General features: G+C 72.3%; 22 protein-coding genes. 9 read left to right on the top strand and 13 right to left on the bottom strand.

From position 1 onward, the window contains the following. Window positions 1–5 precede the first annotated feature (5 nt). Entirely contained in the window at window positions 6–509 is a 504-nt protein-coding gene (locus ACWED2_RS36255) for a DUF3558 family protein (protein ID WP_449695043.1), read from the bottom strand. Window positions 510–555: 46 nt separating this feature from the next. Next, window positions 556–906 (bottom strand): hypothetical protein, encoded by a 351-nt coding sequence (locus ACWED2_RS36250; RefSeq protein ID WP_449695030.1) that lies wholly within the window; start codon window positions 904–906, stop codon window positions 556–558. Window positions 907–1,332: 426 nt separating this feature from the next. On the opposite strand from ACWED2_RS36250, the gene ACWED2_RS36245 reads away from it, so the two are divergent. The 3 genes from ACWED2_RS36245 (at window position 1,333) to ACWED2_RS36235 (ending at window position 6,464) form a co-directional block, all read left to right on the top strand. Then, window positions 1,333–2,286, top strand: coding sequence for an AAA family ATPase (locus ACWED2_RS36245; RefSeq protein ID WP_449695029.1), 954 nt, complete (start codon window positions 1,333–1,335; stop codon window positions 2,284–2,286). A 91-nt stretch (window positions 2,287–2,377) separates the two neighbouring features. After that, a complete protein-coding gene (locus tag ACWED2_RS36240; RefSeq protein WP_449695028.1) occupies window positions 2,378–3,652 on the top strand; it encodes a DUF58 domain-containing protein in 1,275 nt (424 codons plus the stop codon). Window positions 3,653–3,908: 256 nt separating this feature from the next. Then, complete coding sequence (locus tag ACWED2_RS36235) at window positions 3,909–6,464, top strand: transglutaminase family protein (protein ID WP_449695027.1); 2,556 nt, start codon at window positions 3,909–3,911, stop codon at window positions 6,462–6,464. Between the two features lie 332 nt (window positions 6,465–6,796). Here ACWED2_RS36235 and ACWED2_RS36230 read toward each other — a convergent pair whose 3' ends face one another. The 3 genes from ACWED2_RS36230 to ACWED2_RS36220 form a co-directional block, all read right to left on the bottom strand. Beyond that, entirely contained in the window at window positions 6,797–7,201 is a 405-nt protein-coding gene (locus ACWED2_RS36230; RefSeq protein ID WP_449695026.1) for a DUF3040 domain-containing protein, read from the bottom strand. A gap of 250 nt (window positions 7,202–7,451) precedes the next feature. Continuing rightward, window positions 7,452–8,672: a DNA polymerase IV gene (gene dinB / locus ACWED2_RS36225; RefSeq protein WP_449695042.1), complete on the bottom strand. Its 1,221-nt coding sequence runs from the start codon at window positions 8,670–8,672 to the stop codon at window positions 7,452–7,454. Between the two features lie 106 nt (window positions 8,673–8,778). Further along, window positions 8,779–9,504 carry a methyltransferase domain-containing protein gene (locus tag ACWED2_RS36220; RefSeq protein WP_449695025.1) on the bottom strand — a complete coding sequence of 242 codons (726 nt, stop codon included), beginning with the start codon at window positions 9,502–9,504 and terminating at the stop codon, window positions 8,779–8,781. A gap of 106 nt (window positions 9,505–9,610) precedes the next feature. On the opposite strand from ACWED2_RS36220, the gene ACWED2_RS36215 reads away from it, so the two are divergent. The 4 genes from ACWED2_RS36215 to ACWED2_RS36200 all read left to right on the top strand — a co-directional run bounded on the left by ACWED2_RS36215 (window position 9,611) and on the right by ACWED2_RS36200 (window position 13,652). Continuing rightward, a complete protein-coding gene (locus ACWED2_RS36215; RefSeq protein ID WP_449695024.1) occupies window positions 9,611–10,513 on the top strand; it encodes a ParA family protein in 903 nt (300 codons plus the stop codon). Window positions 10,514–10,516: 3 nt separating this feature from the next. Beyond that, window positions 10,517–11,326, top strand: coding sequence for a DNA-formamidopyrimidine glycosylase family protein (locus ACWED2_RS36210; RefSeq protein WP_449695023.1), 810 nt, complete (start codon window positions 10,517–10,519; stop codon window positions 11,324–11,326). A 634-nt stretch (window positions 11,327–11,960) separates the two neighbouring features. After that, window positions 11,961–12,527, top strand: a complete 567-nt coding sequence (locus tag ACWED2_RS36205) for a GNAT family N-acetyltransferase (RefSeq protein ID WP_449695022.1) — start codon at window positions 11,961–11,963, stop codon at window positions 12,525–12,527. Between the two features lie 93 nt (window positions 12,528–12,620). Beyond that, complete coding sequence (locus tag ACWED2_RS36200; protein ID WP_449695021.1) at window positions 12,621–13,652, top strand: quinone-dependent dihydroorotate dehydrogenase; 1,032 nt, start codon at window positions 12,621–12,623, stop codon at window positions 13,650–13,652. On the opposite strand, the gene ACWED2_RS36195 is transcribed toward ACWED2_RS36200, so the two are convergent. From ACWED2_RS36195 to rimO, 7 genes are all read right to left on the bottom strand, one after another. Next, on the bottom strand, window positions 13,624–15,030 hold the full coding sequence (locus ACWED2_RS36195; protein ID WP_449695020.1) for an allophanate hydrolase-related protein: 1,407 nt from the start codon (window positions 15,028–15,030) through the stop codon (window positions 13,624–13,626). The genes ACWED2_RS36200 and ACWED2_RS36195 overlap by 29 nt on opposite strands. Window positions 15,031–15,589: 559 nt before the next feature. Next, window positions 15,590–16,576, bottom strand: coding sequence for a phage shock envelope stress response protein PspM (gene pspM / locus ACWED2_RS36190; RefSeq protein WP_449695019.1), 987 nt, complete (start codon window positions 16,574–16,576; stop codon window positions 15,590–15,592). A 23-nt stretch (window positions 16,577–16,599) separates the two neighbouring features. Next, a complete protein-coding gene (locus ACWED2_RS36185; RefSeq protein ID WP_449695018.1) occupies window positions 16,600–17,439 on the bottom strand; it encodes a PspA/IM30 family protein in 840 nt (279 codons plus the stop codon). Between the two features lie 228 nt (window positions 17,440–17,667). Then, window positions 17,668–18,126 carry a helix-turn-helix domain-containing protein gene (locus tag ACWED2_RS36180; RefSeq protein ID WP_167454979.1) on the bottom strand — a complete coding sequence of 153 codons (459 nt, stop codon included), beginning with the start codon at window positions 18,124–18,126 and terminating at the stop codon, window positions 17,668–17,670. Between the two features lie 99 nt (window positions 18,127–18,225). After that, window positions 18,226–18,687, bottom strand: coding sequence for a CinA family protein (locus tag ACWED2_RS36175; protein ID WP_449695017.1), 462 nt, complete (start codon window positions 18,685–18,687; stop codon window positions 18,226–18,228). Between the two features lies 1 nt (window position 18,688). Further along, a complete protein-coding gene (gene pgsA / locus ACWED2_RS36170) occupies window positions 18,689–19,330 on the bottom strand; it encodes a CDP-diacylglycerol--glycerol-3-phosphate 3-phosphatidyltransferase (RefSeq protein ID WP_449695016.1) in 642 nt (213 codons plus the stop codon). Further along, on the bottom strand, window positions 19,327–20,763 hold the full coding sequence (rimO, locus tag ACWED2_RS36165) for a 30S ribosomal protein S12 methylthiotransferase RimO (RefSeq protein WP_449695015.1): 1,437 nt from the start codon (window positions 20,761–20,763) through the stop codon (window positions 19,327–19,329). Before rimO ends, pgsA begins: the two co-directional genes overlap by 4 nt. A gap of 96 nt (window positions 20,764–20,859) precedes the next feature. Here rimO and ACWED2_RS36160 point away from each other — a divergent pair, with 96 nt between their 5' ends. Both ACWED2_RS36160 and ACWED2_RS36155 read left to right on the top strand, forming a co-directional pair. Continuing rightward, on the top strand, window positions 20,860–21,369 hold the full coding sequence (locus ACWED2_RS36160; protein ID WP_449695041.1) for an amino-acid N-acetyltransferase: 510 nt from the start codon (window positions 20,860–20,862) through the stop codon (window positions 21,367–21,369). Window positions 21,370–21,459: 90 nt separating this feature from the next. Further along, window positions 21,460–21,894 carry a phospholipase gene (locus ACWED2_RS36155; RefSeq protein WP_449695014.1) on the top strand — a complete coding sequence of 145 codons (435 nt, stop codon included), beginning with the start codon at window positions 21,460–21,462 and terminating at the stop codon, window positions 21,892–21,894. Window positions 21,895–21,897: 3 nt separating this feature from the next. On the opposite strand, the gene ACWED2_RS36150 is transcribed toward ACWED2_RS36155, so the two are convergent. Next, window positions 21,898–22,332, bottom strand: a complete 435-nt coding sequence (locus ACWED2_RS36150; RefSeq protein ID WP_449695013.1) for a hypothetical protein — start codon at window positions 22,330–22,332, stop codon at window positions 21,898–21,900. Between the last annotated feature and the right edge of the window lie 12 nt (window positions 22,333–22,344).

Here is a 22,344-nt window from a genome sequence, read left to right as displayed (position 1 = left end):
CCTGGTCAGGGCAGCTTGGGTTCGACGAGCCCGGCCACCGTGCCCGCGCGGCGGCACGCGAGCGGGGTGTCCGAGAAGCCGGTGTTGCTGACGTCGATCTGCACGCTGGCGCCGTCGCCGACGCCGAGGAGAACGGCGCAGGTGCCGTCGGCGGCCTTCTTGTCCGCGACCTTCAGCGCGGCGTGGCGGCCGACCGTGGTCTTGGTGACGTTCTTCTTGGCGACCTCGAGATCGGCCAGGCCGTCGGTGGCGCTGAGGGTCAGCGTGACGCCGAACGTGCCGGGCACGCTCCAGTCGCACGCGCGGGCGCCGGCGATCTCCTTGGGCTTGCCGAGGACGCCGATCCCCGCGGCCGACCGGTCCTGCGGGCCGAGCAGCGCGCAAGGGTCGAGCGCGGCGAGGCCGGTCCAGGCGACCGGCGGCGGTGCGGCCGTGGCGGAGGCGGTCGCCAACGGGTGCTCCACACCGGCAGGCTCGGCGGACGGTGTCCGGCCGCAGCCGCCGGACACGAGGAGAAGGAGAAGGACGGGCGCGAGCCACCGCACCCCCGGCCGCTCACCCACCGGTGCAGTCCACGCCTTCGGCCGCCTGCTCGTCCGCGTGCCGGTACTTCGCCACCGCCTCGCCGATCCGCTCCTTGAGCGTCTCGAGCTCCTTGCCGAACGCCGTCAGCTGCTGCACCGCCGAGCCCGGCCCGCCGATCCCGTACTCGGCCATGAACTCGCCGATCTCCCCGGCGTAGCCACCGCCCAGCGGCACGGTCCGGCCCAGCACCTTGGCCTCGCGGACCATTTCCCCGACGACGTCCTGCAGCCGGCCGAGCTTCGCGTACGCGTCCGTGGCCAGCTCGGGCGCGACCGCGAAGCCGCGCCCCTCGTACGGCAGCTGGGCTCGTAGCTCGCTCATAGGCGGATACGCCTCTCCGAAAGCGGACACAGCCGGGCGACTTCAAAGCCTACGACAGAGCAGGGTGTCAGCGGGAGCACCCAGAATCGGGTGAATACCCACCCGTTCGGGGTATCGTGCCTGCTTGCGCAGTGTTATCAGCCCTGTCCTCCCCCGCGGTGCCGGACGAGCTCGCGGGGTTCCGCCCCCCCGGTTCGCCCGGGTTTGACACACTGGGTGGAAGGCTGGTCGCTGCGCGCGGACAGCAGCGAGGGGGCCGTTCGGCCCGGCGGTGCGCACAACGCGCGCGGCCATGCGCCACCAGGAGGTCGAGTGACGTCGAGAATCCAGTCTGCCGCGCCCGGATCGGGCGAGCAGGCATCCGGGCGGCCGCTTTATCCGGCGGAGCCCTCGGGCAACGGCCGGGCCCACGCCCACCCCGGCAGAGTGCCTCTGGACGAACTGCACGACACCGCGCGCCGGATCGCCGCCAACGTCGAACGCGTGCTGGTCGGCAAGCCGGACGTCATCCGGATCGCGCTGGTCACCCTGCTGGCCGAAGGCCACCTCCTGGTCGAGGACGTGCCCGGCGTCGGGAAGACGTCGCTGGCCAAGGCGCTCGCCCGGTCGATCGACTGCACGGTCAGCCGCATCCAGTTCACCCCCGACCTGCTGCCGAGCGACGTCACCGGCGTGTCCATCTACAACCGCCAGAGCGGCGAGTTCGAGTTCCGGCCCGGCCCGGTGTTCGCGAACATCGTGGTGGGCGACGAGATCAACCGCGCCTCGCCGAAGACCCAGTCGGCGCTGCTGGAGTGCATGGAAGAGCACCAGGTCACCGTCGACACCTCGACCTACCGCCTCGAGCAGCCGTTCATGGTCATCGCGACCCAGAACCCGATCGAGATGGAGGGCACGTACGCCCTCCCCGAAGCCCAGCGCGACCGGTTCACCGCGCGCGTCTCCATCGGCTACCCCGACCAGCAGGCCGAGCTGGCCATGGTCGACGAGCACGCCGGCCACAACCCGCTCGAAGACCTGCAGCCGGTGTCCGACGGCGAGACCGTGCACCGCCTGATCGAGACGGTCCGCGCGGTGCACATGGCGCCGGAGGTCCGCCGGTACGCCGTCGACGTCGTCGCGGCGACCCGGCAGGTCCCGGAGATCCGGCTCGGCGCGTCCCCGCGGGCGACGCTGCACCTCGTCCGCGCGGCGCGGGCGCAGGCCGCGCTGTCGGGCCGCGACTACGTCGTGCCGGACGACCTGCACACGGTGGCGGTCCCGGTGCTGGCGCACCGGCTGGTGCTGACGACCGAGGCCCACGCGGCCCGCCGGTCGGCGACCGACGTCGTGCGCGCGGTGCTGCACCGGGTGCCGGTGCCGCAGGGCACCCGGCCCTAGCAGTGACATCTGGGGCTTCGCCCCAGGTCGGGGGCTCCGCCACCCGAACCCCCGAAAAGATCGTCCTGCCGCACAAGGGGAAGAGAACTGCATGCTGCGTGCCCTGTCCGGCCTGACCACCCGCGGCCGCTGCCTCCTGGCCGCGGGGATCGCCGCCGCGGTGTGCTCGTTCGTGCTCAACGAACGCGACCTGCTGCGGGTCGCGGTGTTCGTGGTGGCGCTGCCGCTGCTGGTCGCCGCGTTCATTTCGGCGACCCGGCTGCGCATCGGCGCCACCAGAGCGCTGCGGCCGCAACGGGTCGCGGTCGGCGGCAACGGCGAGGTGCAGCTGGAGCTGTGGCGCAGCGGACGGCTGCCCGCCGGCGAGATCCTGCTCGAGGACGGCGTGCCGTACGCGCTGGGTTCGCGGCCGCGGTTCGTCGTCGAGCGGCTCCCGCACGACCGGCGCGTCGCCCTGCGCTACCCGCTGCAGCCGGTGCTGCGCGGGATCCAGCAGGTCGGGCCGCTGCGCGCGACGATCACCGACCCGTTCGGGCTGTGCGAGTTCGAGCGCGAGCTGATCGGGCATTCGCGGCTGGTCGTGGTGCCCCGGGTGGTGCCGCTGTGGGGCCTGCCGAGCGGCGCGGGCATCGGCGTCGGCGACGACGGCACGGTCCGGCTGCACGCCGGGCAGGGCGAGGCCGACGTGATCGTCCGCCAGTACCGGCAGGGCGACGACCTGCGGAAGGTGCACTGGCGTTCGACGGCCCGCCGCGACGAGATCATGGTCCGCGTCGAGGAACGCCCGTGGCGCGGCGGCACGACGGTGCTGCTGGACCACCGGGCGGCCGCGCACCACGGCAGCGGCCCGGCGGCGAGCCTGGAGTGGGCGGTGTCGTTCGCGGCGTCGGCGGCACTGCACCTGCGCCGGTCCGGTCACCGCGTCCGCCTGGTCACCGAGCACGGTGTGACGCTGGCCGACACCCCGGGCGAGGGCGGCGACCACTACGACCACGTGGTGCTCGACGCGCTGGCGGCGCTGCAGCCGGCGCACCAGCGCGACATCACGCTGGCCGGCGACCCGGCCGAGGGCCAGGAGCTGATCGCGGTGCTCGGCACCGTGAGCACGGAGGCGGTGCACGAGCTGACCCAGTACCGCCCCCGCGGCATCAGGAGCCTGGCGGTGCTGCTGGACACGCCGACGTGGTCGGCGGGCGTGACGGCACCGGAGCAGCGAGCGGCGGCGACGGAGGACTCGGCGGCACTGCTGCGCGCGGCCGGCTGGGGCGTGATCATCGCCGGACCCGGCTCGCCGATGCCGCAGGTCTGGGCCGACCTGTGCCGCAGCGGCGCACGCCGAGGCACGCTGATCGGAGGGCCGCGATGAGCACCACCACGCCCGCGCCTGCCCGCATCCCGCGCCAGGCCGCGATGAGCACCCCCGCCCACCACAGCTTCCCGACCGGTTTCGCGATGAGTACCACCGCCCCGCCGCGGAAGCTTAAGCAGCCCGCGGACCCGCACCCCGCGGCGAACGCACACCGAGCCCAGCCCCGGCCGCCCGCCACGAACGCCCGGCACGCTGATCGGGGGGCCGCGATGAGCACCCCCACCCACCACCGCTTCCCGACCGGGGGTTCGCGATGAGCACCACCGCACCGCCGCGGAAGTTCGACCGGCCCGCGCCCCGGCCGGAGCGTCGGCTGTCCGCCTGGCGCAGCAGCGTTCTCGCCCCCGTCGCCGCCGGGGTCGCCACCCTCTGCGCCGCGACCTCGGTCACCAGCGTCGTCTCCGGGCTCGCCTGGTTCGGGTACCTGTTCGTGGCCGTCCTCCTCATCGGGGCCGCCGGGCTGGCGCTGCGCTCGCTCCAGGTACCGACCGTGCTGGTCGGCTTCGGGCAGCTGCTCGTCCTGCTCTTCCTCATCACCGGCGCCTTCACCACGCACGGCATCCTGCAGGTCATCCCCGGCCCGGAAGCGTTTTCCGAGATCGGCACCACGCTGTCGGCCGCCGCCGAGCAGATCCGCGTCGGGCTGCCGCCGGTCGAAGGCAGCCAGCCGATCCTGTGCCTCGTCACCATCCTGATCGGGCTGGTCGCCGTCCTCGTCGACACGCTGACCGTGGCCGCCGCGGCGCCCGCGGCCACCGGGCTGGTGCTGCTCTGCGTCTACGCCGTGCCGGCCGCGCTGAGCGAGGACATGCTGCCGTGGTGGACGTTCCTGCTCGGCGGGGCGGCGTTCGCCGGTCTGCTGGCCGTCGACGGCAACCACCGGCACCAGCGCTGGCGCACCCGCGAGGCGCCCGGGCGCAGCGGCAAGCCGGGCGTGCTGTCCGCGCCGGTCGCGGTCGTCTGCGCGGCGATCGTGCTCGGCCTGCTGGGCGGGGCGATCACCTGGGTCGGCACCGTCGGGCGGATGCCGTTCGGCGAGGGCGGGAACGGCCCCGGCGCGGGCTCCGGCGGCTTCGGCATCCAGCCGTTCACCGAGCTGCGCGGCATGCTCGACCAGGGCGCCAACCGCGAGCTGTTCAAGGTCCGCGGCCTCGGCACCGACCGGCGGCTGTTGCGCGCGATGACGCTCGACACCTACTACCCCAACAAGGGCTGGGGCCTGCACGACGAAGGCCGTTCGCAGCAGGGTGTCCCGGTCGGGCCGCAGCTGCCGCCCGCGCCGGGCGACGACGGCACCGGCACCGCCCGCCGGATCGACGTCGAGCCGACCAGCTGGCGGGACAACTGGCTGCCGGTGTACGGCGCGCCGCGCGTGATCGACGGCGCGGCCAACGGCTACCTCTACGACCAGGTCAGCGGCACGGTGTTCACCACCCGCAGCGAGGCCCCGCCGTCGTACACCGAGTACGCGTCGCTGAAGGAACCGACGGCCGCCGAGTTGCGCGTCACCTCGCGGGTCGACGACCTGCCGCCGCGCTACCTCCAGCTCGACCGGGTCGACGAGCGCGTCCGCGCCAAGACCCAGCAGCTGATCACCGGCGCGTCCAACGACTTCGACCGCGCCTCGGCGATCTGGCGTTACTTCACGGCGCAGCAGGGGTTCGTCTACGACACGAAGACCGCGCCGGCGAACGACGCCGACGCGCTCGCCGACTTCATCCTCAAAGGCAAGCGCGGCTTCTGCGAGCAGTTCGCGTCGGCGATGGCCGTGATGCTGCGGGTGGCGGGCATCCCGTCGCGGGTGGCGATCGGCTTCACGCCGGGCGTGCAGGTCAACGACTACCTGTCGATCACCACGCAGGACGCGCACGCGTGGGTCGAGGCGTACTTCGGCGACAAGGGCTGGGTGACGTTCGACCCGACCCCGCTGTCGGACGGCCGCGGCATCACCCCGTCGTACCTGCAGGCCGGCCCGCAGAACGGCAACCAGCCGGACGACACCCAGGTGGCGCCGAGCACGGTCCAGTCGAGCGCGGCGCCGACCGGCGCCCCCCGCGACAACGAGCCGAACCTCCCGGCGCAGACGCCCCAGGACAGTTCGACCGGCGACGACTGGCTGTTCGACATCGCGCTGGTGCTCGCCGCGCTCGGCACAGCGGGACTGATCGCCGCGGCACTGCTGCGGCGCTTGTCCGGCGGCGGGCGCCCCCGCGCTCCGGCCTCCGGACCGCCGGAAGCCGACCGGAGCGAGGGCGCGTTGCTCGTCCGGGCGCCGGCCCCGGTGGCGGCGCCGTCCCGGCTCCGGGCACTGCTCGGCTGGCTGCCGCTGCTGGCGGTCGCCCTGTGGATCGCCGCGATCACCCTGCTCGCGGCGACGGTGGCCTGGTGGCTCGGGGTGCTGGTGCTGGTCCTGCAGCTCCTGGTGGCGGGCCCGGCACTGGCCCGCGAGACCCTCCGCCGGCGGCGCTTGCAGCGCATCGTCCAGCAGCAGCCGGGCGCGGCCGACGCGGCCTGGGCGGAGCTGCGCGCGGAGTGCGCGGACCGGGGGCTCCCGATCCCGAGCAGCGACACGGTCCGCGTGGCGGGCCAGAAGCTGGCGGCCAAGCACCACCTCGACGACGACGGCCGCGAAGGCCTCCGAACGGTGATCGGCGTGCTCGAGAGGTCGTGGTACGGCGGAGGAGACGACACCCCGCAGCCGGAGCTCCCCCCGGCCTTCGACGGGCTGCGGCGCAGCCTTCGCCGCAACGCGCCCCTCTCGTGGAAGGGAAAGCTGTTCCCGCGCTCAGTCTTCCGCAACCGCACCTGACCACCCGCCCCCCAAGAGGCATCACCCGTGATCAGGCGGGCATCTCGCGTGATCGAGGAGGCATCTCGCGTGTCTGGAGGGGCATCACCCGTGACTGAGCGGGCATCACACGTGATCCGCGGGGCATCAGCCTGCGCGGGCGGGCATCTCGCGTGATCGGGGCTTGATCACGCGAGGTCGGGGGCTGATCACTGGCGGAAACACGGTGGCTCACCCGTGTGGGGGTCACCCACTGTCACAGCGGCTGGACGGGCGCCGGCTCCGTTGATGAGCACACAAGAAGATCCGCGTCCCTCCGTTCGGGGGGACGCGGATCTCGTCGTCTTGCGGCGCTACTGCTCCTCGAAACGCTGGCGGAAGCGCTCCTCCATCCTCTGGGTGAAGGAACTCCGGCGGCCCGACGACTTGCCACCGCGGGCACCCGGTCCACCGCCCTTGCCGTCTCCGTCGGCGCCGTGCCGAATCGATGTGACGGCCATCATGACTCCGAAGAACATCACGAGGAACCCGAGCACGCTGATCAGCGGGATGTCGGCCACCCGGAACTGCGGCACCACCACGCCCAGCACCAGCAGGGCGACGCCCACTACGAACAGGGCGATGCCCTGAATACGCCGTCGGCGAGCGGGGCGACGCAACCGGGTGCCACGCACCGTGGATGCGAACTTGGGGTCCTCGGCATAGAGCTCGCGCTCGATCTGATCGAGCAGCCGCTGCTCATGCTCGGAGAGTGGCATCTTTCCTCCTCCGGCACAGCTGTCGCGGGCGCCGGGCCGCGCAACGTCCTGGACCCAACAGCCAACCCCAGGCGGGGTGGCACTGTCCAGGATACGAGGCCCGCGCCCGCACGACTACCCGATCCCGCATCCAGAAGGGATCGAATTGGGGTAAATCCCGCTCGGCGGGCGTTGCGGACGGTCACCGTCGCTGATCGTGACCGTTTTGCCGCTCGACCGCCGTTGTGGGGGAACGCCGCCAAGCGGAAGATCACCGTCCGTGCTCCCGGGGCCCCAGCAGGGACGCCGGCCGCACCGCCGCCGAGCCGAACTTCGAGCGCGCCACGTCGGCCGCCACCTCCGCGTCCCGCCAGCGCGGGGCCGGCGACTCGAACACCAGCTGCTCCCCGGCCTCCCCCGTGTCCAGCCCTTCGACGCGGACGCCGATCAGCCGCACCGCCCCCGTCGGGGCGTGCTCGGTGAGCAGGGCCACGGCCACCGCGTGGATCTCGCGCGCCACGTCGGTCGCCGAAACCAGCGTGCGGGCCCGGGTGATCGTGCGGAAGTCCGCGAACCGCACCTTGATCGAGACCGTCCGGCCGCGCACGCCCCGCTCCCGCAACGTCGCCCCCACCCGCGAAGACAGCCGCAGCAGCTCCAGCCCGAGCGCGGCCCGGTCGTGCAGGTCGACGTCGAAGGTGTGCTCCGCGCCGATCGACTTCTCCGGCGAATCGACCACCACCGACCGCTCGTCCACCCCGTGGGCGAGCCGGTAGAGGTGCTCGCCCACCGCGACACCCAGCGACTTCTTCAGCCGCTCCGGCGGGAACGCGGCGACGTCGGCGATCGTGGCCAGGCCCAGCCGCCGCAGGTGCTCCTCGGTGCGCGCGCCGACGCCCCACAGCGCCGACACCGGCAGCGGGTGCAGGAACGCCAGGGTCTCCGCCGCCGGCACCACGACCATCCCGTCGGGCTTCGCCATCCCCGACGCCAGCTTCGCGACGAACTTGACCTTCGCCACCCCCACCGAACAGGTGATCCCGTGCTCGGCCGCGACCCGCGAGCGGATCTCCGCGCCCAGCGACGCCGGCGTGGCACCCAGCCGCCGCAACGCCCCGCTGACGTCCAGGAACGCCTCGTCCAGGCTCAGCGGCTCGACCAGCGGCGTCAGCTCGCGGAAGATCCCCATCACCCCGCGGGACACCGACCCGTACAGCCCGGACGTCGGCGGGATGTTGATCAGCTGCGGGCACAGCCGCTTCGCCGTCGAGAACGGCATGGCCGAGCGCACGCCGAACTTCCGCGCCGGGTAGTTCGCCGCGGCCACGACGGCCCGCGGCCCGCCCCCGGACACCACGACCGGCTGGTCCGCCAGCTCGGGCCGGGTCCGCAGCTCCACCGACACGAAGAACGCGTCCATGTCGACGTGCAGCAGCCCGCACCCGGTGTCGTCCGGCACCGGCTCCCCCGGCCGGACGCGGAACCGGCCCATTCCGCCCGGCAACTCGGCATTTCGTCCCACGCCGAGGACGCTACCGGCCACCACCGACAGTTTCGGATCACCGGGCAACGCGACGGCGAAAACCCGCCGGAACGGATCAAGCCGGGCGCGCCACCGCGTGCAGCCGGCCCGCGATGTCCCGCAGCACCGGTGTCCCCGCCGCCGCCCGCTCGAACGCCGCCAGCTCGTCGTCCCGGACGTCGCCGGTGACCAGGTCGGCGATCACCCGGTCGCCCTGCAGCAGCGTGACTTCCAAGCCGGCGGCCTCCAGGTCGGCACGCAGGCCGTCGGTGGAGAAGCGGCGCAGCACCGTGTCGCCCGGGACGACCCCGTCGGCGCTCTCGAGCAGCTGCCGCGCCTCGCCGACCCGGCCCGCCAGCGCCCGGTGGAACGCCGCCGCGTGCCGGTTCGCCACCAGCACCGACACCGCGCCACCCGGCGCGACCGCGGTGGCCAGCGCCGCAAGCACTGCGGCCGGGTCGTCGACGATCTCCAGCAGCCCGTGCGCCAGCACGAGGTCGGCCGAGCCCGCCTCGACGTACCGCCCCAGCGCGTCGGAGTCGTCCGCGATCACCGTGATCAGCTCGGAGACGCCCTCCTCCTCCGCCCGCCGCTGCAGCGTGGCCAGCGCGTTCGGGCTCGGCTCGACGACCGTCACCCGGCAGCCCGCCGCCGCGAACGGCACCGCCCAGCCGCCGCTGCCGCCGCCCACGTCGACGACACGGGGGTGCTCGGCGCCCCGGGCGCGGGCGGCCTCGATCTCGGCCTCGAGCACCCGGCGGACGGCGCCCGAACCCCGGGCGGCCACGGTCTCCGTCTTCATGCCGCACAGGGTAGTGCCCAGCCGCGCCCACCTCCCGGCCTCCTCCCTTCGAGTGAACGGCCCTTGCCCGGCGGCGGCTTTCGCGCGCACCCGTAGGCTGGTGAACGTGCACACGGTCGCCGTACTCAGCCTCAAGGGAGGCGTCGGCAAGACGACGGTCGCTCTCGGTATCGCGTCCGCCGCCTTGCGTAGGGGCACGCGGACGCTGGTCGTCGACCTCGACCCGCAGGGCAACGCCACCACCTCGCTCGACCCGCCTTTCACCGACGCCACCCTCGCGGACGTGCTCGAGACCCCGACCCGGGAGATGCTGGAACGCGCGATCGCGCCGAGCGTCTGGAGCGAGGACGTCGACGTCCTCGTCGGCGCCGAGGAGCTGGAGCTGCTCAACGACCCGGAGGCCGACAGCGAGCGGCTGGCGAACTTCTCGCGCGCGCTGGACGAGCTGCACCGCACGCCGTTGCGCGAAACGCCGTACGAGCTGGTGATCCTCGACTGCCCTCCGTCGCTGGGCCGTCTGACGAAGTCGGCGCTGGTCGCCGCGGACAGCGCGCTCATCGTGACCGAGCCCACGATGTACGCCGTCGCGGGGGCGTCCCGGGCCTTGGAGGCGATCGAGAAGATCCGCAAGGAGCTCAACCCCGAGCTGCGCCCGATCGGCGTGCTGGTGAACAAGCTGCGCGCGCGTTCCTACGAGCACCAGTTCCGGATCGCCGAGCTGCGCGAGAACTTCGGCTCGCTGGTGATGCCGACGGCGATCACCGACCGGCTGGCGGTGCAGCAGGCCCAGGGCGCGTGCAGCCCGATCCACGAGTGGCACTCGCCGGGCGCGCAGGAGATCGCGCTGACGTTCAACATGGTGCTGGCGAAGATCCTGCGCTCCAACCGGGCGGGCCGCCACCGCATCGCCGGCGAGGACGCCGAAGGCCCGGACTGGCCCGAAGGCCCGGCCCCGGAGACGCCCGAGGCTCCGGACACCCCGGCCGAGGTGTCCGAGTCCGCGGGGTGAGCCGTGCCCGAAGGTGACACCGTCTTCCTGGTCGCCCAGCGCTTCGCCAAGGCGATGACCGGGAAGACGTTGCTGCGCGGCGAATTCCGAGTACCGCAACTGGCCACTGTGGACCTCGCCGGCCGTGAGGTGCTCGGTGTCGGGACGGTGGGCAAGCACCTGTTCACCCGCTTTTCGGGCGACCTGACGCTGCACTCGCACCTGCTGATGGACGGGATGTGGGACGTCTACCCGGCCGGCGCGAAGTGGCGGCGCCCCGGCCACCACGCCCGCGTGATCTTCACCACGGCCGACGTCCAGGTGATCGGCTTCCGCGTGCACGACCTGAAACTCGTGGCCACGAGCAAGGAGCACGACCTCGTCGCCCACCTCGGCCCGGACCTGCTCGATCCACAGTGGACGGACGAGCACCTGAAGCAGGCCGCCGCGAACCTCGCCGCCGCCCCGGCGCGCGAACTCGGGCTGGCGCTGCTGGACCAGCGCGTGCTGGCGGGTGTCGGCAACCTCTACAAGTGCGAGATCGCCTTCCTGCTCGGGGTGACGCCGTGGACGCCGGTGTCCGAAGTGGACCCCGAGCGCACGGTGGCGCTGGCCCGCAAGCTGCTGCTGGCCAACGCCCTCGCCGGGCGCTTCGAGCAGAGCACCACCGGCCACCTCGACCGCAACCGCAAGAACTGGGTGTACGAGCGCACCCGCCAGGGCTGCTTCCGCTGCGGCGGCAAGCTCCTGGTCCGGACGCAGGGCCACGACGTCCAGCGGCGGCCGACGTGGTTCTGCCCGAAGGACCAGGCGGGCCCGTACCCGCCGCAGTGAGCCGGGTCACGTGCCGAGCCGCGCGCTCCTCCCCGTCCGCTCTCCGCGAACCGGCCCGGCTCCCTGAGCAGTGCGCTCCTTCCGCGACGAGCGGCGGAAAGCCCGTCTGCGGAGTGAGATCACGGAAATGACGTTGCACGGCACCGCGGACTTCACCTAGCGTGGCAGTACACGAGAAAGGAGGTGGTCCTAAGTTGTATTCCAACAGGACTCGTGAGGTGGCTGTCCGCTAGCGGATGGCACGTGAAGGACTTTGAGCAGCGATACAACCGAGCCACCTTCGGCTCATCGCCTGCTTCACGTGGTGCCTGATAGCGAATACCAGGCAGTCACCGTGCCCCCGGGGATCCCGAGCACCAGTCCGGCTCGGGCTCAGGCGTTTGACGGCGTCCGAGAGCATCCCCGGGGGTCCCCCTTCACCCATCTGGCCAAAAGTGGGCCGCCCCCCCTCTGAACGGCAGGTAACTGTTGCCGCGAAAGGTGGTCGGCCATGACTGTGGTCGGATGGGTGATGATCGATGCGGTTTCGCTCATCTGTGCAGTTCATGCCATCCGGCGTAGCAGGACGACCGTCCGGCGATCAGCGTTTCGGTGTTCTGTCCCCCGGACGGCTGACGCTCGCTAGCCTGGATGCATGCTCAGGCCCGACTACCCGATCACCACGGCGCGGTTGATCCTGCGCCCGTTCACGCACGGGGACCTCGACGCGCTGAACTCCTTCCAGTCCCGCGCCGACGTCGCACGCTACCTGTACTGGGGCCCGCGCAGCCGGGCCGAATCGGCCGCGGCGCTCGCGAAGCGCGTGCACAGCTCGACCTTGACGAAGGAAGGGCAGTTCCTGGCCGTGGCGGTCGAACTGGCCGCGACGGGCCAGCTGATCGGCGACCTCAACCTCGAGTGGCTGAGCAGCGAACACCGCCAGGGCGAGATCGGGTTCGTCTTCCACCCGGACCACCACGGCAAGGGCCTGGCCGCGGAGGCGACCACCGAGCTGCTGCGGCTGGGCTTCGAAGACCTGGGGCTGCACCGCATCATCGGCCGCTGCGACGGCCGGAACACCGCGTCCGCCGCGCTGATGGAACGCCTCGGCATGCGCCGGGAGGCGCACCTCAAGGAGAACGAGATCGTCAAGGGCGAGTGGACCGACGAGCTGATCTACGCGATGCTCGAAGACGAGTGGAAGGACCGCGACTGGGCGTAGTCGTCACGGGAAAGCTACGCCTGGCGACCCGCGCTTTCACGGGAAAGTGCGGCTCCGGGTAGCGGGCCTCCGGCGATTTGGCAGCATGGGGGCGTGTTCTTCGACAAGATCGTCCGCCCGGCGCTGTACCGGCTGTCCTACCACGATCCCGAGCTGGTGCACGAGCGCACGATCGCCGTCCTCGCGCGGCTCGGCAAGCTCGCGCCCAGCGCCGTCCTGCGCGTCGACGACCCGGTGAGCGTGCTGGGCCTGCGGTTCCCCAACCGCGTCGGGCTGGCCGCCGGGATGGACAAGAACGGCCGCGCGCTGCCGGCGTGGGCCGCGCTCGGCTTCGGGTTCGTCGAGGTCGGCACGGTGACGCGGCTGGCGCAGCCGGGCAACCCGAAACCGCGGCTGTTCAGCCTGCCGGCCAGCGACGCGGTGATCAACCGCATGGGCTTCAACAACGACGGCGCCGAAGCGCTCGCGGCCAAGCTCGCCCGCGACGGGAAACCGGGCGTCCCGCTGGGGATCAGCATCGGCAAGTCGAAGGTGACGCCGCTCGAGGAAGCCGTCGAGGACTACCGGTTCTCGCTGCGGGCGCTGCACCCGTACGCGGACTACTTCGCGATCAACGTCAGCTCGCCGAACACGCCGGGGCTGCGGCAGCTGCAGGACCGCACCGCCCTCGCCGAACTGCTCGGCGAGCTGCGTTCGACGTCGCTCGAGCTCGCCGGTGGCGGGTCGCCGGTGCCGGTGCTGGTGAAGGTCGCGCCCGACCTGACCGAAGACGCGCTGGCCGAGCTGCTGGAGGTCGCGCTCGAACACGGCGTCGCCGGGATCATCGCCACGAACACGACGTTGTCGCGCGACGGCATCGCGCCCGCGGAAAGCGGCCTGGCCGGACAGGCGGGAGGACTGTCCGGCCGGCCGCTGACCACCCGCGCGGCCGAGGTCGTCCGGTTCGTGCACGACCACACCGGCGGGAGCCTGCCGATCATCGGCGTCGGCGGGATCATGGGCCCGGACGACGCGGTCCGGCTCGTCGACGCCGGTGCGTCGCTCGTGCAGCTGTACACGGGCTTCGCGCTGCACGGGCCGGGCCTGGTGCGCCGCGTCAGCCGGGGTCTCGCGGCCCGGCGGTAGACGCGAAGCGCACGTAACCGCGCCAGGACTCGTAGCGGTCGAGACCGGGGCCCTCCGCCGCCAGGCAGCGGACGGCCAGGGGCGCGGTGCCGTCGTCCAGCACGACCCGCTCCAGGACGAACGGCTCCTTCAGCGTCGCGGCGAAGCGCTCGAACGCGGCCGGGGAGAGCCGCCAGCGCTCGCCGTCGAGGGTGGTGCTGCCCTCGATGACACCCGGCTGGGGCAGTTCGGTGTCCAGCAGCACCATCCGGTAGCCCTCGGTGGTCCGGACCGGTCCGGTGAAGCGGGCGCCGAGCGCGGTGAGGTCGGCGTTGAGCGGCTGGCCGCGCAGGTGGGCGCCGAACACGACGACGTCCTCCCCCGGCTCCGGGTAGGGCGTCATCGGCTCGTCCGTGCAGACGGTGGCCAGGTCGAGCGCGATCTGGTCCTCGAACGCGCGCGTCAGGAAGGTGACGCCGAACGGACGGCGGTCGCCCGGCAGCACCGGGACGGTCACCGCGGCCACGTCGAGCAGGTTCGCGAAGGCCGTGCACGAGGACAGGCGGTGGCCCACGCCGGCCGGGTCGGCCAGCGCTTCGGCGATCCCCGGGTGCTCCGGCACGGTCGGCACGAGGAGGGCGTCGAAGCCGTCGAAACCCTGCTCGGGGACGGAGATCGGGGTGAGCACGGCGCCGGCGGCGGTCAGCCGGGCGACGACGGTCTTGAGCGCGAGGCTCGCCGCTTCGCCGAGGGGGAGGTCGGCGGGGTAGGCGATCCGCGGGTGTTCGCCGGCGCCGAGCCGGACGTCGGCGGGCCAGTGCCGGTCGCCGCCGGTCATCAGGGTGAGGGCGCGGTGCGCGGCGACCAGGCCGTTCGTGTACACGGAGACGTTGTCGGCGGCGGGGAGCAGGCCGCGCGTCGGCTTCACCGCGGCGACGGCGTTCAGCGCCGCCGGGACCGCGCCCCCGGTACTCAGCGCGAGGTCGACGACGCCGAGCGCGACGGCGACCGCGGCACCGTTGCCACCGGCCTTGGTGCGGTCCCAGGCGCCGGAGATCAGGGCGGCGCCGGTCTTGCCGAGCACGACGGCGCCGGCGGCGGTGAGCCGGGTGACGACCGCGGCGCTCGTTTCCGGGACGCCGTGGCCGGACGGCTGGCCGGCGACGTCGATCAGGTCCTGCACGGCGATGACCGTGCCGGCCAGCGGCAGGTCTTCGCCGGCCTTGACGCGTTCGTCGACGGCCTTGGCGTCCACCAGGACGTCTTCGACGGCGCGGAGGGTGGTCCAGAGTTCGGGGCGGCCGGCCTCGGTGAGGCGTTCGAAGGCCGCGATGACGCGCTGGGAGGCAGTGGGCGGGGTGATCGGCACGGGGTCCGGGTCCGGCGGGAGCGTGTTCACGGGGCGTCCTTTCCTCGGCGGTCGAGAAAGTCCACTGTGTACGGTCGGCGCCGGCGATCCTCAGTGCACGGCGGGCCTCCCGGCGAGTGACACCTCTGCATGCATGACAGAAACGTTAGGGCGTGGACGTTTCCGTAGCCATCAGTTTCCGATTACGCGCGGGTTTCGGCACCGGAAGGTGAACAGGGCGCGACGCCGGGGTGAAACGCACGATCACGCACGCGCGGTGACGACCAGCCGGATAGCCCGCTCGGCGGCACCCGAACGGCCGAGTTTGAGATCCCAATGGCCCAGCAAACCCCGAATCCGCGTGATCAGACCCGAATCTCGCGTGATTGAAGCCGGAACTCGCGAGATCCGGCCTCGATCACGCGAGATCCGGGCCCAAGCACGCGAGATCCGGCCCGGATCACGCGGATTCCGCCTCGCCCGGCGTGCGGGAAGAGGCATCTCGCGTGATCAGCGGGGCATCACGTGTGTCTGGAGGGGCATCGGGGTGATGCCCGTGGGATCACGCGTGATGCCTCTCGGGGCACGCGTGATGCCTTCTTCGGTCCGGTCAGGAGAGTTCGCGGAGGGCCATGGCGAGGCCGGCGAGGCGGTCGGTGGCGTCGGTGAGGGCCTGCTTGGACGTCACCAGGCCGTCGTCGGCCGCGGCGACCGTGTGGCCGGCCGCGGCGACCAGGCCGCGGTAGCCCTCGAGGCCGTCTTCGAGCTGCTCGCGGAGCTTGGCCACCGCCGCGTCGAGGGCGGCCTGCTCGCGGGCGGGCGCCGAGTCGCGGCCGCGCTCGATCGCCTGGATGCGGCTCGCCAAGCCGCGCAACGCGGCGGCCGCTTCGGTCGCCGTCTGGCGGGCGTCCGCCACGGACACCTCCGAGACCGGGGGTGTGCCCAGCGAGGACGGCACCGAGAGCTGACGCAGCAGCTCCGCCAGCGAGGCTTCGCATTCGGCGAGCCGTTCCATCGGCTCGCGGGCCGCCGAACGGGCGGGCGGCAACGGCGGCGGACCGGCCGGGGCCGCCGGGATCGGGGTGCGCTTGAGCTCACGCAGCTTCATCCCGGAGCGGACGCTGAACGTGCCGAAGATGACGGCGCCCGCGAACGCCGTGATCGCCTGCGGCATCATCGCGGCACCGGTCGGGCTGATCCAGCCGACCGCGGCGGCCACCGTCACGACCGCGCACAGGATCGTCAGGATGATCCACAGCGTCAGCGCGCGGGACGTCCGCCGCTTGCGGCGTTCGAGCTTGGCGGCCGGGTGGTTCCAGCGGTCCCACTTGGCCCGGGCCTCGGCGAACGCCGGGACCTGGTTCGCCATGGACGACAGCGAGGCCGTCACGTCGGGCCGCCGGACCGGCGGCCTCAGCAGGGGGTTCGGGCGAGGCGGTGCGGGCTTCCCGCCGGCCTGGTCGGCCGGCGGGAAGTACTTCTGCACCTTTTGGAGCTTCTCCTGGGCGCGCACCGCGTAGTCCGGCAGCTTCTCGATGTGCTTCTCCAGCTTCGCACTCAGCTCGCTGAAGTCGCGACGTCTGCCCTGCTGCCCCATGGTGCTCGCCCCCTCCGGAGTCGTCAGGCCGGGTTCTTGCCCTGCTCGGCCTGCACCCGCGCCTGGATCTCGCGCTGGATGTCGGCCGAGCTGCTCGCCGGCTGGGCCGCCTTGCCGCCGTCGGTCACCTGCGCGACCGAGTCACCGTGCATCGACGCGCGGATCTGCTGCAGCCGCGACTGGCCGGCCAGCTGGGTGGTGGAGGCCTGGACCTCCATCATGCGCCCCTGGACCGAGTTCTGGGCGAGCTCCGCCGAGCCCAGCGCCGTGGTGTAGCGCTTCTCGATCTTGTCGCGGACCTCTTCCAGCGACGGCGTGTTGCCCGGCGCGGCCAGCTGGCTCATCTGGTTGAGCGAAGCGGAGACCTGCTCCTGCATCTTCGCCTGCTCCAGCTGGGAGAGCAGCTTGGTGCGCTCGGCCAGCTTCTGCTGCAGCATCTGCGAGTTGCGCTCCACGGCCTTCTTGGCCTGGGCCGCGGCCTGCAGCGACTGGTCGTGCAGCGTCTTCAGGTCCTCGATGTTCTGCTCCGCCGTGACGAGCTGCGTCGCGAAGCTCTCCGCGGCGTTCTCGAACTCGGTGGCCTTCTGCTCGTCGCCCTTGGCGCGCGCCTCGTCGGCGAGGACCAGCGCCTGCCGGGTGGAGGCCTGCAGCTTCTCGACCTCGCCGAGCTGCCGGTTGAGCTTCATCTCCAGCTGCCGCTGGTTGCCGATCACGGAGGCGGCCTGCTGCGTCAGCGCCTGGTGGTTGCGCTGCGCCTCCTCGATGGCCTGCTGGATCTGTACCTTCGGGTCGGCGTGCTCGTCGATCTTCGACGAGAACGCCGCCATCATGTACTTCCAGAACTTCACGAACGGGTTGGCCATCTCCTCCGCCTGCCTTCTTGCGTCCCACGGGCCTAGGTACTCGGGGTGGGGCGTCGCTCCCCTGCATGTGCAACGCTCCGACCCCGGCGTCGGGTTCCATCGTGTCAGGTCGGCCACGTCCGTTCCAGGCGACCCGGCGGAATTCAGGGATCCCCCCGATCACTACCCGTAGACAACGCGGACGGCCCCGGGCGGGTTGCCCGGGGCCGTCCGTCCGCTGCGCTGGACCTACGCCGCGATCGTGGAGGCCAGCTTGGGCTGGCCGATCGTCGTGCGCAAGGTGGTGTTCATCCGCGGTGCCGGAGAAACCCGCAGGTCAGCCAGGTCGTTGCCGATCAGCTCGGACATCAGGCGGCCGCCTTCGATGCCGGCTGCCGAGGCCTCGGCGCCCCGCTTCTCCCGGGGTGCGCCCTCCACGATCCGCTCGTCGACCGGTGGGACCTCGACGTTGTCGAGAGCCGACACGTCCGCCGCCACGTTGTGCAGCAGCTCGCCGAGCGGAAGGTCCAGGGCCTGGCAGATGGACGCGAGCAGCTCGCTCGACGCCTCTTTCTGGCCCCGCTCCACCTCCGAGAGGTAGCCGAGGCTGACCCTGGCGGCGCGGGAGATGTCGCGCAGCGTACGACGCTGGTTGGTGCGGGCATGACGGAGCCGATCACCGATCGCCTCACGCAACAGCACGGTCATCACGCGCCTCCCTTCCGAACAAGTACCCCCTACGTTACCCAGAGCGGTGCCCCGGGCGCAGGAGTTGGTGTGCACGTACGCCAAGGGCGAACGCGTGTTTCACGCCAGATGTTCCCCGAGCAGGGCAAACGCCGCCAAGACCGACTCGGTCCTGATCAAGTCGCGATCGCCGTCCAACCCCAGCGTACGGACTGTAAGCGTTCCCGGCCCGGCGAGCCCGACGTACACGGTGCCGGGTGCGACGCCGTCCTGCGCCGACGGGCCCGCCACACCGGTGAGCCCGAGGCCCCAGGTGGCGCCGCACCGGTCGCGGGCACCCTCGGCGAGCTGGGCGGCGACCTCGGGGTGGACGGCGCCGTGCTCGGCCAGCAGTCCCGGGTCGACGCCCGCCAGCGCCGCCTTCAGCTCGGTGGCGTAGACGACCAGGCCCCCGCGCAGGACCGCGCTCGCCCCCGGCACCCGCGCGAGGGTGGCGCAGACGAGCCCGGCGGTCAGCGACTCGGCCGCGGCGACCGTCTCGCCCCGCGCGGTCAGGGCCGCGACCAGGGCCGTTTCGTCCACTTCAGCTCCCGGTGACCCGGCGCCCGGCCGCCCGCAGCCGCACCGCCCGCACCAGGTAGTCGACGCCGGTCACGACGGTCAGCACCAGGGCCAGCCCCATCAGGGCCCACCGGACCGGGTCCGCGCCCGCCGGCAGCGGCAGCAGGTACGCCACGATCGCCGCGATCTGGGCCATCGTCTTGGCCTTCCCGCCCCGGCTGGCCGGGATGACGCCGTGCCGGATCACCCAGAACCGCAGCAGCGTCACGCCGATTTCGCGGACCGCGATGACGATCGTGACCCACCAGCCGAGCTCGCCCAGCACGCTCAGCCCGACCAACGCGGCGCCGGTGAGCGCCTTGTCCGCGATCGGGTCGGCGATCTTGCCGAAGTCGGTGATCAGGCCGTACTTGCGGGCCACCCAGCCGTCCAGCTGGTCGGTGGCCGAGGCGATGGCGAACAGCCCGGTCGCGATCGCGCGCCAGGTCGTGTCGTGGCCGTCGCCGACGAACAGCGCGATCACGAACAGCGGCACCAGCACCAGGCGCGACAGCGTCAGGAGGTTCGCGACGTTCAGGGTCGGGACCGGGGTCGGCTCCGGGACCTGGGCGGGAGCGTCGTGCGTGAGGCCCTCGTCGGCGGCGTCGCTGGGGAGCGCACTCACCGGTCGGCGTCCGGTACCGCGCGGACGATCAGGTCCACGCCCGCGGAGTCGACGACCTCACCGCGCAGGAAGTCACCCACCTGCGTCTTCTCCGGGGCGTCGAGGATCACGCATTCGCCGTCGACCTCCGGGGCCTGGTGCGCCGCGCGGCCGGTGAGCTCACCGTCGTCGTCCAGCTCCACCAGGACGTCGACGAAGGTGCCGATCCGGTCCTCGGCGCGCTGCGCGGTCAGCTCCTCGACCAGCGCGGAGATCCGCGTGACGCGCTCGGCCACCTCGTCGGCGGGGAGCTTGCCGTCGAAGGTCTCGGCCTCGGTGCCGTCCTCGTCCGAGTAGCCGAAGACGCCCACGGCGTCGAGGCGCGCGCCGGTCAGGAAGCGCTCGAGCTCGCTCAGGTCGTGCTCGGTCTCACCCGGGAAGCCGACGATCACGTTGGTCCGGATGCCGGCCTCGGGCGCGTACTCGCGGATCTGCTCGCACAGCGCCAGGAACGAGTCGGTCGAGCCGAACCGGCGCATCCGGCGCAGCACCTGCTCGCTGGAGTGCTGGAAGGACAGGTCGAAGTACTCGGCGACGCCCGGCGTGGTCGCGATGGCCTTGACCAGCTGCGGGCGCGTCTCGGCCGGCTGCAGGTACGAGACGCGGACGCGCTCGATGCCGTCGATCTCGGCCAGCCGCGGCAGCAGCCGCTCCAGCGCGGTGGCGCCGTCGCGGCCGAAGTCCTTGCCGTAGGACGTCGTGTTCTCGCTGACCAGGAACAGCTCCTTGACGCCGTTTTCGGCCAGCCACATCGCCTCGGCGACGATCTCGTCGGGCTGCCGCGAGACGAAGGAGCCGCGGAACGACGGGATCGCGCAGAACGAGCAGCGCCGGTCGCAGCCGGAGGCGATCTTCAGCGCGGCCACCGGCGAGTCGTCGAGGCGCGTGCGCAGCACCCGCGGGCCCCAACCGTGCTGCGCGTGCCCCGGGACCTCGACCGCCTCCGCGGCGGCGGGCCGCTCGACCGGGCTGATCGGCAGCAGCTTGCGGCGGTCGCCCGGGGTGTGCGAGGCGATCTTGCGGCCGGCGACGACGTCGTCGAGCCGGGCCGAGAGGTCGGCGTAGTGGTCGAAGCCCAGCACCGCGTCGGCCTCCGGGAGGCTGTCGGCGAGCTCGTGCCCGTAGCGCTCGGCCATGCAGCCGACGGCGACGACCTTCTTGCCCGTGTCGGACGCGGCGAGCAGCGTGTCGACCGAGTCCTTTTTGGCCGATTCGACGAAGCCGCAGGTGTTGACCACCACGACGTCGGACTCTTCGGGGTCGGCCGCCAGCTCCCAGCCGCCGGCCGCGAGCCGGCCCGCCAGCTCCTCCGAGTCGACCTCGTTGCGGGCGCAGCCCAGGGTCAGCAGGGAGACGCGTCGGGTGGCGGCTGGGTCCGTGGCAGGGGAAGGCACAACGCTCAGGGTAGCCGCCGGTCCCGGGCGGCCCGACGACGGCGTAGCCCGGTCGTGTCGCCGCGCGTCCAGGCCGATGTGGCAGGCTTGACGATCGTGCTGTCCGACTCGCCCCGCCCGACCGTCCGCCGTGCCCGGATCGCCGACGTCCGCAAGATCAAGGCCCTGGTCGACTCGGACGCGGGCCGCGTCCTGCTGGAGAAGGACCTGGTCACGCTGTACGAGGACGTCCAGGAGTTCTGGGTCGCCGAAGCAGGTGACGAGGTGGTCGGCGCGGCCGCGCTGCACGTGCTCTGGGAGGACATCGCCGAGCTGCGCACGGTCGTGGTCGACAAGGCCGTCCGCGGCCAGGGGGTCGGCCGGGTGCTGGTCGCCCGGCTGGTGGACGAGGCACGTGAGCTGGGTCTCAAACGGCTGTTCGTGCTCACCTTCGAGACGAGCTTCTTCGCCGGGCACGGCTTCGTGGAGATCGACGGCACGCCGGTGTCGCACGAGGTCTACGAAGAGATGCGGCGGTCGCACGACACCGGCGTCGCGGAGTTCCTGGACCTCCCCTACGTCAAGCCGAACACCCTGGGCAATTCCCGGATGCTGCTCGAACTCTGAGTGAAAACCTCCTTTCGGGCGGTGACGTGCGCCACCGCGCTGCCGGAAGCTGATCGGGCACTTGTCCACCGATCGGCAAGGGAAGCACCGATGCGCACGACATTGCGGAACCTGGGGGCCACCGTGACGGTGGCCGTTTCCGTCGGCGCGGGAGCCCTGCTGGGCACCGGCACCGCGGCCGCCGTCGACATCCCGGCGGTCACCGACCAGTACCTCTTCAGCACCTCGCTCGCGAACTTCGAGACGATCCGGAACTCCGCGCCCTACAACGGCCAGCTCGACTGGTCGTCCGACGGCTGCTCGTGGGCCCCGGACAACCCGTTCGGCTGGAAGTTCCTGCCGGGCTGCCACCGGCACGACTTCGGCTACCGCAACTACAAGAAGCAGGGCCGGTTCACCGAGGCGAACCGGCTGAGAATCGACGACAACCTGTACACGGACCTGAAGAGCGTCTGCGGGTCCAACATCGCCTGCAAGGGCGCGGCCTGGACGTACTACCAGGCGGTCCGCAAGTTCGGCGGCTGACGCTCAGCTGATCCGGACGGTGGCCTCCCCGCCGTCCTCGCTCACGTCGATCAGCTCGATCCGGCTGGCGGCGAACGACGTCGCCTGCGGGCCGGTCCGCAGGCCGCTGTGGAGCTCGGCCGTGGTGCTCTCGCCGCGGCCGGGCTCCTTCAGCAGGAACGCGAGAGTCGCCTCCCCCTGCCAGATGCACTGCATGCCGGGCCGGCACCGCGAGTCGGCGACGACCCGGGTGTAGCGCACGGTGAGGTCCTTCCCCTGCACGGCGGCCTCCTGCCCCAGCCGCAGGGTGACGTCGTGCCCGGCCGGAACACTCACGGTAGACGGCGGCGCCGGAGCAGGCCCGGCGGCAGCGGGCTGCCCGGAGGCGACCGAGCTCCCGGCGCCCACCGTGACGACGGCGAAGGCGAACAGTCCGGCTACGAATCGCTGTAGGTCCACGTGCTCTGGACG

The organism is Amycolatopsis sp. NPDC005003 (assembly GCF_053600695.1).
Note: the sequence above shows the minus strand (reverse complement) of the source record. Positions and strands in the feature narration are given on the sequence as shown.

Bases quoted from the DNA above. Each gene is read 5' to 3' on its own strand.
- ACWED2_RS36250 (WP_449695030.1), bottom strand. From the start codon at position 906: ATGAGCGAGCTACGAGCCCAGCTGCCGTACGAGGGGCGCGGCTTCGCG.
- ACWED2_RS36240 (WP_449695028.1), top strand. From the start codon at position 2,378: ATGCTGCGTGCCCTGTCCGGCCTGACCACCCGCGGCCGCTGCCTCCTG.
- ACWED2_RS36235 (WP_449695027.1), top strand. From the start codon at position 3,909: ATGAGCACCACCGCACCGCCGCGGAAGTTCGACCGGCCCGCGCCCCGG.
- ACWED2_RS36230 (WP_449695026.1), bottom strand. From the start codon at position 7,201: ATGCCACTCTCCGAGCATGAGCAGCGGCTGCTCGATCAGATCGAGCGC.
- dinB (WP_449695042.1), bottom strand. From the start codon at position 8,672: ATGGGCCGGTTCCGCGTCCGGCCGGGGGAGCCGGTGCCGGACGACACC.
- ACWED2_RS36220 (WP_449695025.1), bottom strand. From the start codon at position 9,504: ATGAAGACGGAGACCGTGGCCGCCCGGGGTTCGGGCGCCGTCCGCCGG.
- ACWED2_RS36205 (WP_449695022.1), top strand. From the start codon at position 11,961: ATGCTCAGGCCCGACTACCCGATCACCACGGCGCGGTTGATCCTGCGC.
- pspM (WP_449695019.1), bottom strand. From the start codon at position 16,576: ATGGGGCAGCAGGGCAGACGTCGCGACTTCAGCGAGCTGAGTGCGAAG.
- ACWED2_RS36185 (WP_449695018.1), bottom strand. From the start codon at position 17,439: ATGGCCAACCCGTTCGTGAAGTTCTGGAAGTACATGATGGCGGCGTTC.
- ACWED2_RS36180 (WP_167454979.1), bottom strand. From the start codon at position 18,126: ATGACCGTGCTGTTGCGTGAGGCGATCGGTGATCGGCTCCGTCATGCC.
- ACWED2_RS36155 (WP_449695014.1), top strand. From the start codon at position 21,460: ATGCGCACGACATTGCGGAACCTGGGGGCCACCGTGACGGTGGCCGTT.